This is a genomic window from Okeania sp. SIO2F5, from assembly GCF_010692685.1.
GTDB classification, from domain to species: domain Bacteria; phylum Cyanobacteriota; class Cyanobacteriia; order Cyanobacteriales; family Microcoleaceae; genus Okeania; species Okeania hirsuta.
Map to the genome: position 1 here is coordinate 1 of NZ_JAAHGU010000176.1, position 13,040 is coordinate 13,040.

At 36.4% G+C, this 13,040-nt stretch carries 12 protein-coding genes and 1 pseudogene; 5 read left to right on the plus strand and 8 right to left on the minus strand.

Annotation, left to right across the window (positions count from 1 at the left end; translation table 11 throughout):
- Positions 1 to 18: 18 nt before the first annotated feature.
- From F6K27_RS29725 to metG, 5 genes are all read right to left on the minus strand, one after another.
- Entirely contained in the window at positions 19 to 1,095 is a 1,077-nt protein-coding gene (locus F6K27_RS29725; RefSeq protein ID WP_287278893.1) for a tocopherol cyclase family protein, read from the minus strand.
- A gap of 62 nt (positions 1,096 to 1,157) precedes the next feature.
- On the minus strand, positions 1,158 to 1,331 hold the full coding sequence (locus tag F6K27_RS29730; protein WP_287278892.1) for a hypothetical protein: 174 nt from the start codon (positions 1,329 to 1,331) through the stop codon (positions 1,158 to 1,160).
- Positions 1,328 to 2,491, minus strand: coding sequence for an LPS export ABC transporter periplasmic protein LptC (gene lptC / locus F6K27_RS29735; protein ID WP_287278891.1), 1,164 nt, complete (start codon positions 2,489 to 2,491; stop codon positions 1,328 to 1,330). Before lptC ends, F6K27_RS29730 begins: the two co-directional genes overlap by 4 nt.
- Positions 2,492 to 3,725: 1,234 nt before the next feature.
- Positions 3,726 to 4,340, minus strand: coding sequence for an NYN domain-containing protein (locus F6K27_RS29740; RefSeq protein ID WP_124145519.1), 615 nt, complete (start codon positions 4,338 to 4,340; stop codon positions 3,726 to 3,728).
- Between the two features lie 118 nt (positions 4,341 to 4,458).
- Positions 4,459 to 6,063, minus strand: a complete 1,605-nt coding sequence (metG, locus tag F6K27_RS29745; protein ID WP_287278890.1) for a methionine--tRNA ligase — start codon at positions 6,061 to 6,063, stop codon at positions 4,459 to 4,461.
- A gap of 298 nt (positions 6,064 to 6,361) precedes the next feature.
- Here metG and F6K27_RS29750 point away from each other — a divergent pair, with 298 nt between their 5' ends.
- Together F6K27_RS29750 and F6K27_RS29755 are read left to right on the plus strand one after the other, a co-directional pair.
- Positions 6,362 to 7,093 carry a 1-acyl-sn-glycerol-3-phosphate acyltransferase gene (locus tag F6K27_RS29750; RefSeq protein ID WP_124145517.1) on the plus strand — a complete coding sequence of 244 codons (732 nt, stop codon included), beginning with the start codon at positions 6,362 to 6,364 and terminating at the stop codon, positions 7,091 to 7,093.
- A 304-nt stretch (positions 7,094 to 7,397) separates the two neighbouring features.
- Positions 7,398 to 8,234 (plus strand): alpha/beta fold hydrolase, encoded by an 837-nt coding sequence (locus F6K27_RS29755; protein ID WP_287278889.1) that lies wholly within the window; start codon positions 7,398 to 7,400, stop codon positions 8,232 to 8,234.
- A 105-nt stretch (positions 8,235 to 8,339) separates the two neighbouring features.
- Here the strand turns inward: F6K27_RS29755 and F6K27_RS29760 are convergent, their stop codons facing one another.
- From F6K27_RS29760 to F6K27_RS29770, 3 genes are all read right to left on the minus strand, one after another.
- Positions 8,340 to 8,789 (minus strand): DUF2996 domain-containing protein, encoded by a 450-nt coding sequence (locus F6K27_RS29760; protein ID WP_287278888.1) that lies wholly within the window; start codon positions 8,787 to 8,789, stop codon positions 8,340 to 8,342.
- A 14-nt stretch (positions 8,790 to 8,803) separates the two neighbouring features.
- Complete coding sequence (locus F6K27_RS29765; protein WP_287278887.1) at positions 8,804 to 9,694, minus strand: hypothetical protein; 891 nt, start codon at positions 9,692 to 9,694, stop codon at positions 8,804 to 8,806.
- 333 nt (positions 9,695 to 10,027) lie between these two features.
- The gene (locus tag F6K27_RS29770) at positions 10,028 to 10,537 is read right to left on the minus strand and encodes a hypothetical protein (protein ID WP_287278886.1); all 510 of its coding nucleotides are present in this window, start codon (positions 10,535 to 10,537) and stop codon (positions 10,028 to 10,030) included.
- 1,301 nt (positions 10,538 to 11,838) lie between these two features.
- Here F6K27_RS29770 and F6K27_RS29775 point away from each other — a divergent pair.
- From F6K27_RS29775 to F6K27_RS29785, 3 genes and pseudogenes are all read left to right on the plus strand, one after another.
- Positions 11,839 to 12,576 carry an HAD-IIB family hydrolase gene (locus F6K27_RS29775; protein ID WP_124145512.1) on the plus strand — a complete coding sequence of 246 codons (738 nt, stop codon included), beginning with the start codon at positions 11,839 to 11,841 and terminating at the stop codon, positions 12,574 to 12,576.
- Positions 12,577 to 12,580: 4 nt separating this feature from the next.
- Positions 12,581 to 12,775, plus strand: a pseudogene (locus tag F6K27_RS29780) (trehalose-6-phosphate synthase); the annotation flags it as partial.
- Positions 12,776 to 12,913: 138 nt separating this feature from the next.
- A complete protein-coding gene (locus tag F6K27_RS29785; protein ID WP_287276625.1) occupies positions 12,914 to 13,018 on the plus strand; it encodes a helix-turn-helix domain-containing protein in 105 nt (34 codons plus the stop codon).
- Positions 13,019 to 13,040: the final 22 nt, after the last annotated feature.

Here is a 13,040-nt window from a genome sequence, read left to right on the forward strand (position 1 = left end):
AGACTTTTTCAGCAAACCCTAATTAATCCAAGTTTTCTCCCAAGACTCCCCACCAACTTCTAAACCACATAAATCACTTCTTGCTTCCAGAATCAACTTTGAATGACTACCCCGATTTTCTCTTAACCTCAAAATTAAATGACCGCGCATAGTATCTCGGCACAAAAATATTAATCCCTGTTCAGATGGTGCTCGTAGAGGTGTACCAGAAAAATTTGTCGTTCCATTCAACTCTACTTCAAACTTGTCATTTTTGGCTTGCATTTGCCATTCTCCCCAAGGCTGAATTTGCCAATGTACTTCCGAATTCCACGGTACAAACTCATAAAACTTACCTTGATAATGAATACCCACCATTGCCACTTCTTCCATCCACCACAATACCCCTCGCTTACCACCACCAGCAGTTAAAGCTAAATCTGATTCGTCATAGAAACTGTTGCAGTTGAACCAAAACCACTTTTTGGGGAAAGCACCGCCCCAATTTTTCTCACTGTATGCTGGTGCATTGGTAAACTCATAGATTTTGCCATTCCATTCTATCCATCCAGTGGCAAGACCATGAGCCATTAATATTTGCCATCCAGGCTCAAAAATTGGTAAAAATGATAGCCAACCAGCAGTTGATTGTTGTTGTGCATCTGGGTCTCCCCAGCCATAAATAGGTTTTGTTTGATATTGCCAACGACAGTAATTATTTTTTCCAGGGTCAGAGAGAATTCCTTGATGCCAAGTGGCAGTAGCTTGATATCCTTCTTTGATTTGAGCGTCGAATACTTGTGGGTCTAGATAACCAATGGGAGCTGGTAAATTTGTTTTTCCCCAATGACCTAATTCCAGGACTTCTGGTGCTGCCCAAAATTTGTTGACATCTGGGAAGGTGCGACAGAGATATTCATCATTCGGACCGAGAATTTGAGCGCCACCACCGCTGTAAGGTTGGCCACCTATAGGGTCTTCTATAGAGTACATAAAGGCGAAGGTTTGTTTTTCTTCTGGTAAAGTGACTCGGTAATACCAACCTTCAAAGAAACGGCGATCGCTACCATCCCAGTGATAGCCACTATGGGGTGTTTGTTTTGGATATGTTCTCACAACTGCGAATATAATATACTTCAGAATATTTTATGAAAATTTTTGAGATAAGGTTGCGCGACTTAATTATTTTGATAAACATCAACTGTGTATATAGAAGTCGAAGGAAAGGTCGCGGATATATCAAAAGCTGAAAACTCAGACAACGTAAGATTTTTCCTTCTTAACTTCTTCCTTCTTCCTTCTTCCTTCTGCCTCCTGCCTCCTGCCTCCTGCCTCCTGCCTCCTGCCTTCATTGAGGAATAATTTCTGTGACTACATTACTACTACCACCTTCAATGGTAACTTTTTCATTTTCTAGTTGTCCAACTGCTCGAGGACCTCTAACATTAAATGGCGGGTCAACTTGACGATAAAATACGTTACCTTCTGCTTCAAAAGTTTGATTTTCAAAGTACCAAGTTAGGCGATCGCTATTTAACTGAGCTTGATTGTTTTGTCCTACACCAATAACATCTCCTGATAAATTGAAGGTATTGTTTTGAAAATTTCCTTGACCTTGATTAGCTTTCAAAACTACTTTTTCTTCTTGTTCTAATACTGTTATAGGTCCTGGAGAAGTAATCAAATTTTGTGGCATATTCCAAGTAACTAAGTCGCTACTTATTTGTATTTTTGGGTCAGTTTGGAGTAGCTGCACATTTTTCTTGAGAGTAGCTATTTTATTGCCTAAATCATATTCTGATTCGTCGCCATAAGCACTGCCAATAACATTTTTATCTTTAAGTTGTTCGATTTTTATAGGTTGATTAGTAACCAATTTTTTTTGCTCTATTTCCCAAAATAGTTGTTCTGTTTGTATTTTAAGCACAGGTTCTTTGACCATAGCTACTACTTGACCATAAAACTCTATTTTTTTTTCTTGACTAATAACTTTTGCTTTCTGAGCTGATGCTTGTATTTGTTCGTTACTACCTGTAATATTATTAGTGACAATAATAATTCCTGGTTCTGTCAACCATTCGAGTTGTTGTCCTCTAATAACTACTTTATTTTGAATATCATATACTTCTATTTCATCTATCAGTATAATTTTGTTTCCATCTTGATATACTTCTCCTTGTAAAGCAGTAATTTTATAGGTTACTTTTCCGTCTTGAAATAATTCACCTTCAGGTTTTGTAACTCTTATTAATTCTTGATTTTGCAAATATGAAGCTCGTTGAGATTTTACTCGCCACAACATTTGACCTTCTTCTGATGCTTCTTCTAAAGTAACATCATTTAAAGTTAAATCACTCTCTGGTGTCTGAGTAGGAATAGGTTGTTCTGATATATTTTCTTGAACTTTATTTTGTTGATTACAAGCAGTTATTCCTAGAAGTAAAGTTACTAAGATGAATAAAGGTATTGATGAATTATGGAAATAAGAAAAAGAATTATTTTGTTCGATCATAAAAAGTCTACAAGAATAGTAGTTAATAGAGATAGTACTGGAAAGTGTTAATGAATATATAGACTGAGAATTATAGCGGTTTTCAAATAGATAGACTACAGTGGTTATTTCAGTTATCAGTTATCAGTACTGACCGCTGAAGTCAGAGGCTTAAAATACTAAAGTTTATTTTTTTCATTCCCTTGAAAGGCAGGGCTAATTCATTGTCATCAGAGAATATTTATATGCAGGGCTGTTTCATTCTAAACTGTCCCATTTTATGTATTGACGAAGCCACGTTATTTACAGCTTTAGGAAATTTATCTTTCGCTGTCTGAAAATCAATAAATTCATTGTCAAAATCTAGAATGAAATGACCTTGATTTATTATGAAATACATTTAATTGTGCAAATATAAGAATCTCCCCATCCCAGGAGGGGGGGATGGGTTAGGGGTAAGTCCCCATCTCCCTATCAATCCCTATCAATTTTTCTCTAGTGACAATGAATTAGTCCTGCCCTACTCCCCTGATCAATAAAATGTAGAAAACTTTTTGAGAAATGACTTTATTTTTTGGTCAAAGCATTCTCCTACTGCCTACTCCATAACCTCAAAGAATTTTGTAGTTTACTTAAATGAATTGCGCTGTAAGTAATTAACACAGGCGGAATGACTTTTTTTGATAATTAGAACATCAGTTGTTGTTAATTATTCTTATGTTTATTTCTTTCCCACTCCCCTACTCCCCTACTCAAGAAAGTGTAACAAACATTTATAAAATTGCTATTCTACCAGTAAAAAAAACTCAAGGAAAGTTTTTAATAAAGAATTTTGTAGTTTACTTAAATGAATTGCGCTGTAAGTAATTAACACAGGCGGAATGACTTTTTTTGATAATTAGAACATCAGTTGTTGTTAATTATTCTTATGTTTATTTCTTTCCCACTCCCCTACTCCCCTACTCAAGAAAGTGTAACAAACATTTATAAAATTGCTATTCTACCAGTAAAAAAAACTCAAGGAAAGTTTTTAATTATGAACGAAAATTTTCCAGCTTTTACTTAGATAATTCCCAATTTTCTAACTTTCCTTGTAGCAAATAATATTCAATTTTTGCTTTAACTTACCGATTAAATGTAGAGTATATAATTCTCTAGTTATTAATCTACTAACATCAACAAAAACTAACAACACTTTGAAATTGATTATTGTTCTAGAATTTAGTCATTTTTCTAAATTAAATTAGAACAAGTATTATCTTTCATCATGTTCTTCCATTAAACCTATAACTGATAGGGGACGATAGGTATAACTAGGAGACTTAGAAGTTTTTTGGATGTCTTCTTTAATGTTTTCTAGATCTACATAACGGTCAGACACATTAATTAAACTATCGCTAGTCATAGACCTAAGACTAACTACCTCGACCCGAACACCCCTATAACTCACAGCATCTACAGCATAAGCTAAATCTCCATCTCCACTAACCAATATAGCAGTATCATAAGAACCTACTAAAGCCATCATATCAACTGCTATTTCCACATCAAGATTAGCTTTTTTAGAACCATCCGGTAGTTGTACTAAATCTTTAGAAATGACACGATAACCATTACGACGCATCCACAGCAAAAATCCTTGCTGTTTTTCATTAGTACGATCTACTCCTGTATAGAAAAAGGAACGTAGAAGGCGAGAACCACCAGTAAGACGACAAAGAAGCTTAGTGTAATCAATTTCTATTCCTAATTGCAAAGCAGCATAAAATAGATTAGACCCATCAATAAAAATTGCTACTCTACCACGATTTTCTAGAATTTGTTCGGGAGTAAATATCTCATTAATTTCTATTTGTTGATGATTCAACATGATTTTTAACCTCAGTTTTTTTATTGATTAAAGACATTGAATTCTTAAGTCAGATATAATTTTTTAGCACAAAAAACAGACAATGTAATTTGAAAAAAACGATACTACAATTAGCTTTTTAAGAAACAGTTTCTGCCAGTTCTATTCTTTGAAAAATCGGTTGAGGTTGCCCAAGAATTTGATTTTTTGGTAAAGCGCCCCAATTCGCTTGTTTGACAAAAATTTCTGAACTATTAATTACTGATTTATCGTTAAAGTCATTTGAGAAACCTAGTTGCTGATAGATAGCATTACTAATATTGGGAATTATTGGTGATAAAAGATAGGACGCTAGTCTAACAGATTCCAACACAGAATATAACACTTCTGCTAGGGCCTCTAATTGACCCTGCTTATACAGACTCCAAGGAGCAGTTTCGTCTATATATTTATTGCCAGTTCTAATTAAGGCCAATACCGCTTCACAAACTTGACTAAAAGCTAGATCGCTATAAGCTTGAATAACTTGTTTGCCCAAACTCATGCCTATTGCTTTAAGTGGATGAGTGATTTCTATTTCCTCACCGTGAATATCAGGAATTTGGCCTTTGAAGTATTTCTGAGCCATTTTGAGAGTACGATTTAGCAGATTACCCAAGTCATTAGCTAAGTCAGCGTTTAGGACATTAATAAAGCGGGTTTCACTAAAATCACCATCAACTCCAAATTCTATTTCTTTGAGAAAATAGTAACGAACTGCGTCAGAGCCATACTTTTTTAGTAATTCAAATGGATCTAAGGTATTGCCCAAAGATTTACCCATTTTCTTCCCATCTTTGGTCAAAAATCCATGTCCAAAAACATGATGAGAGATTGGTAAATCTGCTGACATTAGCATTGCTGGCCAATAAACAGCATGGAAACGTAGTATATCTTTACCAATTAGGTGTAAATTAATCGGCCACCATTTTGATAAAGCATTCTCTAGGGTAGGTTCACTATCAGGATCTAGGAGTGCTGTTACATAACCTAATAGAGCATCAAACCAAACATAGATAGTATGGCTGGGATCGACTGGTAGTTGAAAACCCCAATCTACATTAACTCTAGAGATGGAAAAGTCTTGCAATCCTTGGTTAACAAAATTTAAGACCTCATTGCGACGACTTTCCGGTTGAATAAAGTTAGGCTTTTCTTGATAAAAAGCTTGTAGATTTTCCTGATATTTAGAAAGACGAAAAAAGTAATTTTGCTCATCGCGCCATTCTACTTTTTGGTTAGTATGAATGGGGCAATATTTATCTTCTAGAAGTTCGCGTTCTTCTTTAAATTCTTCACAAGCTACGCAATACCATCCTTGTTGCTGACTTAAATAGATATCACCTCGATCCCAAACTCTTTGAAAAAATTCTTTGACAATTAACTCGTGGTTAGATGCAGTAGTACGACTAAAACGGTCATATTGAATATTTAGTTGTTGCCAGAGAGATTCAAATCCTGATACCACTAAATCACAGTGTTCTTGGGGGGACCTGCCTTTGCTCTGAGCTGTCCTTTGAATTTTTTGGCCATGCTCGTCTGTGCCAGTAATCATCAGCACTAATTTACCTTGTAGCCTTTGAAAACGAGCTACCGTATCAGCAGCAATAGTGGTATAAGCACTGCCTATATGCGGTAAATCATTAACATAGTAAAGGGGAGTTGTAATTGCAAAGGTATCCTGAGTTTTATATGTGTTTTTCATGGAAAATCAGAGTAAAATACTATTGATTTGAACTGATTCTGGGTACAATCATAACGAGTCTAGTAGTATCGACCTATTTGATTTATACTTTGTTTAACTGGTTGTTTATTGACCTAATCAACATCATTAATGATGATCTGTAAAAGCCAACAAAATCCCCTACCATAACAGTAATGCTGTTACTATGTTTTTCTGGACTTTCTCAAAGAAATTTTAACTTTTGGTATCCTAACGTTACTATTCTGAGAAAATATTTATGAGAGTTTAGAATTTACATACCTAATTATTCAGAGGTAAGATGGGAGGCCAAGCAAATAATCTACTGCTTATTTCTCGTTTGTTCTTAGCTGCTATTGGCAGTAGAACTTTTGTTTATCATGCAGACAGGATTCCTTCAGAAGGAGGCATAATTGTTGTAAGTAACCATCGTAGTTTTATGGACCCTTTGTTACTGACAGTGGCCGTTAATCGGCAAATTAAATTTGCTTGTCATCACTATATGGGCCAAGTGCCTCTACTGCGAGAAATGGTTACTGGTTTAGGTTGTTTCCCTTTAGATAATTCGAGTCGTAGACAACAAGATTTTTTCCGACAGGCAACAAAGTTATTACAAGCTGAAGAAATGGTGGGGGTTTTCCCTGAAGGAGCTGCACCTATAGTTCGGTGTACTCCACCTAATTTGATTAGTGATTTTCAAAGAGGATTTGCTCATTTGGCCTTGCGCTCGCCAGTTGCAAATTTGGCAATTTTGCCAGTGGCGATCGCTTCATCTGATGAGCAGTTAATTTCTTCGAGAATACCTTTAAAGTTGTTAAGTTTTTTCGATCCTTCAGAACCTTTATTTAATCAACCTGGATGGCATCCAGCGATAGTTTATCAGCGTTCTAATATCATGTTTGGTCGCCCGTTTTGGGTTAAGCCTTCCCACCGTCAGCAATATCATGGAAAATACGCTAAACAGTTAGTCAACAATTTGACTGATTATGTTAGCCAAGAAATTGCTAATTTACTTATAGAAGGTTGTATTTAAGGATTAAACCTTTAACTTTTGCTTGATGTCTCAATTTTTATTCTAGAAACTCATATAAAAAATTGCTCTTATTCATCAATAAATTTAATAATTAAATAATTTAATTTTGTTTTCTCCTAAACCGAAACTATTATATTGCTAGTTAAGTCAAAATAGGCAAATCTTAAGTAATAATTTTAGGTAGATTCTAAGAAACAAAAAAATTTAATCTCTAGAATAGAAGCTAAATGAGAAATCGATCGGAGATATTAACTGTTAATCATTAAATTATCAATCATTAATTACTTTTTATTTGTATTCAATCATGCAAGTGGCAACTAGCCAAATTAGTTTTTTAAGGCCAACTACACCTAGACCAGAATTACCTCTATTGATTTTCTTGCCTGCTATGGATGGAACAGGTAAATTGTTGCGATCGCAACAGTCTAGATTATCAAATGCTTTTGATATTCGCTGTCTGAGTATCCCACCCAACGATCTATCAAGCTGGGATCGTTTATTGGAAAAGACAGTAGAGTTAATTGAAATAGAAAGACAGGCAATACCGGAAAGACCAGTTTACCTATGTGGAGAGTCTTTTGGTGGATGTCTAGCCCTAAAAGTTGCTTTTACTGCCCCTGAATTATTCAACAAGCTGATTTTAGTCAATTCAGCTTCCTCATTCAGTCAACAACCTTTAGTCAAATATGGCTCATATCTAACTCAATACTTACCAAGCTATTTATATCGATTATCGGTGACAGGGACTTTACCATTTTTAGCAGCTCTTGGCCGAATAGAAAGGGCAGAACGTCAAGCCTTATTAGAGGCCATGCAGTCAGTTTCTCAACAGACTTCAATCTGGCGATTAGAGTTAATGCGTTCATTCCAGGTAGACAAGAATCAACTAAAAAAGTTAAAAAAACCTGTATTAGTTATTGCTAGTGCAGCCGACAGACTATTGCCTTCTATATCACAAGCTAAGTTTTTAGTCAAGCATTTGCCTGAAGCTAAAATGGTTGTTCTGCCAAATAGTGGTCACGCCTGCTTGCTAGAAACAGACGTGGACTTCTACACAATTATTCGAGATCGATGGGGCTGTGAGTTAGTTAGAGCACAGACAGATATAGTATCTACTACATTGAAAATCACTACGACCTAACTTTCTAGTGCAGGATAGCGGAAATAACTAACCAGTTAAAAAAGGTTCAAAGGCTTGTACAATAACCTTTCTTCCCTTCTGCCTTCTGCCTCCTGCCTTTTTGCACTAATTTAAACTTAGCCACTTTTGAGCATTCAGACGTTGAATCACCCCAAACACTAATAAATTTAGAGTAATTTTACGCTCGTCAATTAAAAAAGGTTCCAGAGTAGCAGGTTTTGCGCCATTGTCTGCACAAGAAAAAGCTCTAGGGCCTTTAATATCTTTTTTCGGAAAATAAACATTGAACTGACGCTGGCCTTGTTTAAACTTACCCATCACTTGCCAACATTCTTCAGATGAACTGAGGCCAACCATAGGTAATTTCTGTTTTACTAGGTTCAGGTCCAGGTCGTCAATACCTTGTTGAGTTAAAGCTTCTTGCAAAGCTGGCAAATAATCTTGCTGTATAAACTCCGCAAAAGGCTTATCTTCCACAGCAGAGGGCTTTTCCTTTTTCACCTTGCCTCCAGCAGGCTTAGTTTCAGATTTTTTAGCTTCTTGTTCTTCCGCCATAAGTGCTTCCTTAATTAAATTTCTGCATAAGCTCGTTCTACTAAACGACGAGCCAGAGTCTGAACTCCTGTATGTTCATAATAATTGGTACTCACATCTAAGAATGCAGCCAAATAATCCAATTTATCATCGCTAAATTCTACAAAACTTTGCAGACTATTGGCCACATTATGGGGAGTAATGCCTCGATCGCTGACAAAATCTCCCATCCAACCAGAAACCGAACCAAAAGCTTCCCCAATAAAGCCTAACTTACTGTCTTTATTATCCCCAGGAATAGCATCTTCCATTTCCCTGAAACCTTCGTTTTCTTCTAGGTCTGAGGGGGATAGTCGTTCGATCCATTCTGAAACTGCTTGTAAAAAGTCTGGCCCAAGAGGAATTAAACCATCAAAACAAACTAAGGCTGCTAACCGCATCAAAGATTCCCCACTATAATCACCCAAAGCGCCTACAAAGTCACCAATACTATCTCCAGGAATGCCATTGATGGAACAAAAACCTAATAACTCAGCAACAACTTTCAGAGACAGATCGATAGTTTGGCCTTTTGCTGGTTTAGGAGTCAGGCTAGTTAACAAACCTCCCACTAGAGGAATTTTGTTACCAACCATATTAGCTAGGGTAGCTGCACCTACAGCACGACCTGCTCCACTGACAGTTTGGTAGAGCCACAAAGCTCGTTGATATCCTTGAGCTTTGTCATTGAACAGAATTACGGCGCGATCGCCTATTTGTTGAATTAGGTCTTCGTCGTCTTCCCCTGTGACAGTGCGGATGGTATTTTCAAATCCTACCAAGTTATCCCATTCTCCAGGAACAATAAAATCTAAGGCACGTAAGGATTTAATTGTCAGATTATCCTCGGGTAGTTCATCTACTAATTCAAAAATTGGTTTGCTCATTTGTATGTTGCTCCTTTGGTTAATTAAAAAGTTAAAATTTGGAAGTTATAGCGCTTTGCGCAGGCAACAGGTAACAGCCAATAGGGGGAATCAAAAACTATTTGCACAAGCATTTCGTAGGAAATCTTATGAGACTTTTAGCTATTGGGTAGTTCCTGCAATTGGTAAATATACCAGCGCGCACTGCTATAACATAGTAAGACTATTGCCGCTACGCGGAAGTCAGAAGTCAGAAGTCAGAAGTATTGATTGGTAAAGTTTTGAGGATTTTGTAACTGGTCAGTTATTTCCGTCGTGCTGTACTATGTTGTTTTAGTTTGAGGGCAGAATTGTTTATTTAAGACTTGATAGACCACTTAGATTAAATTTTTGTAGCCATGCTTCGCGATCGCTGGGGGTAAATGAGGGGTCTTTTGATTGAGCTTTTACCTGGAAACGATTATCTACTAATACCGCAGTTGTAGTTTTACCTTGTTCAACTGCTGGATATCCTCCTATTTTTTTGCTACTATTTTGGAATTTGTCGGCTGCAGCAGGGGAAGCGGAGATGTCATTGATAGACATGACTGCTACTTCTTGACCACCTTTTTTGAGACTTGCTTGAGCAAAACCTTTTTTCTCTTGAGCATAGTTCAGTTTATAGTCGCCACTTGATGATGGGAAGTATTTGTTTAGACTACCGCCAGATACTTGTTGGGCTTGGGAAGGACGTTCTGTTTTGCTTTGTTGTTGGGCCTGGTCGAAACGGCTTGGTTGTTTGGCTCCGCCACAAGCAGATGTTAGTAGTAATAAGCAGATAAATATTGGGGCTAGAGTTTTTGCTAATTTACGGCTATATATCATTAATTTATCTCTCCTTAAATCATAATATTTGAGATTGCTAGTATAATTTTCTCTTAAAATCGTACTATTTGTGTTATTTTTTCTGATGGCCTAAGATAAAAATTGTCCAAAGTTGATCGAATGTTTTCTTTTTCAATTCTAGTGGATCTGGTCAATATTTACAGGACTTACGCAGAGAGTCTATATATAGCGAGAAAGAATACTATTTCCCCCTAAAGATGGTGGTTTAAAAGTCAATTTGCGTAAGTCCTGATTTAACTAAATCTGATGGCTTATTTTGATGTACAGCCTGTCTTTGTATAGATAAATCTGTCTTTGTCTAGATGAAGTTGATTGTTAGTGATTTTTTATCGGCACGAGTACCATCCTTGTGAACTAGGGCGATCGCGTAGATGATTTTTTATTTTGATTGACTTGGTACAGCAGATTGCAGGTATATAAGGTACAAATATTAATGATCAAGTCTTTGTAGTGCGGGCATTTTGCCTGCGACTGGTGTACTTCACTAATATGAAACACGCTGTATCAGCTTGAAAGCAGAGGAAAAAATATTTAGGGTTTGCGTATGGAAAGATATGAGTGGTAGGAGTAGGAGTCAACCCACCCCCGCCCCTCCCAGGAGGGGAAAAGCCGAGTTAGGAGAAATGGGGAATGAGCGAGGAGGTAGGAGTAAGAATTGTCCCTCAATTTTTCTGTCCTTAGTTTGCCTTTTATGCTAACTTTTTGAGGGTTTTAGACTAAAACAAGCGCACTTTGTGGGAATCCAAGAAAGCTCAATCCTTTACCTTTCAATGGTTTTATGGTTAATCAGCAAACCCTATTTATGTGCAAAAAACAGTAATTTTTTTGGTATTTTTTTTGAGACAAAATCTACTGTGAAACTTGACAAAATAATTATTTTTTTGTAACTTTTAAGGGTTATGAAATGAGGTATAAACTAAAAGATTTCCTAACTTAGAGATATTGGATAAATATTACAAATAATGACAAAGTTATCGAGTATTGTAAAACAAAAAAATCATACTCAGTAGATGTTATTTTTCTGAATAAAAGCAAGAGCAGTTATAGCCATAAGATTTGAGTTGTGAGATATTGGAAACTTTTAGGGAACAGGGAACACATGGTCTGGGAACAGAGAATGAAGAAGAAAACGTATCATATGAATATAATAATTGCTATATTCTATACTTTTAAGGAACATCTCAATTTTCACAACTGATTCCTGATTGCTATAAATATTAAATAGACAAATATTTTCTGTACCTTGTAGTTGTCAAAAAAACTGTTTTAAGAACAAAAAAATGAGTTCTGACTATCCCTTGATACTAGCAACAGACCTAGATGGAACTTTCTTAGGAGGTTCAGATGAACAACGAGCAGAATTTTATGAATATCTGCAAAAACATCGCCATCGCCTACTATTAGTATTTGTGACTGGGCGAGACGTGGAATTTGTGCAAAGCTTATGTGAAGATTCAAAATTTCCTAATCCTGACTATATTATTGGCGATGTTGGTACAACAATAGTTCACGGTAAAACTCTAGAACCCTTAGAATCAATACAAGGGTGGGTTGAAGAAATCTGGGGAAATGCCAGTGATCGTGTTAAAGAAATGATGGCAAATGAACCAGGAATAGAACTTCAAGAATGTAGTGGTCCACGGCGTGTTTCTTACTATTACGAACCAGAAAAACTCCAAGAAAGCACAGTTCAAAAAGTGTTTGATGCTGGATTTGATTGTATTCTATCTGCTGATGTTTATTTAGACGTAATGCCTAAAGGTGTTTCTAAAGGACCTACACTGATGAAATTCATTGAATTATTAGGATTAAATGCAGACAATATAATTCCAGCAGGAGATTCTCTCAATGACTTATCTTTATTCAAAACCGGACTCAAAAGTGTTGCAGTAGGAAATGCAGAACCGAAACTGGTAAAACATATCGCAACAATGGACAACGTTTATCACAGTCCTTATCCGGGTACCGCAGGCATCTGGGATGGTTTGAAATATTACAGTAAATTATTGGAAGCATAACAAATTGAAATCCTCGCTTGTTATTCTTTATCACCGAGAACCCTATGACGAAGTAATCGAAAATGGTAAAGTTAACTATAAACCGAAGAAAAGTCCCAATGGCATTATTCCCACTCTCAAAAGTTTCTTCAAAAGTTTCAACCAGGGCACATGGATAGCTTGGAAGCAAGTTACAAAAGAACAAAAAGTTGATTTCCAATAACGAGTTACTGTGGAAGAAGATGGAAGCAACTATACAGTACAAAGAATCCCATTAATGGAGCATTGACTTAATCAGAGAATAAGGATATAATGCGTCAAAAGGCATACTTAGCAGACAAGTTGCACTCACCCATATATGAAATCCATTAGAACAAAGCTCAAACTTAATAATCAGCAGAAAACCCTCTTTGCTCAACACGCGGGCTACTCTCGATGGTGGTATGTGCGACTCGTTGGCTAGCAAAGACTGCCCAAAAGCAGAT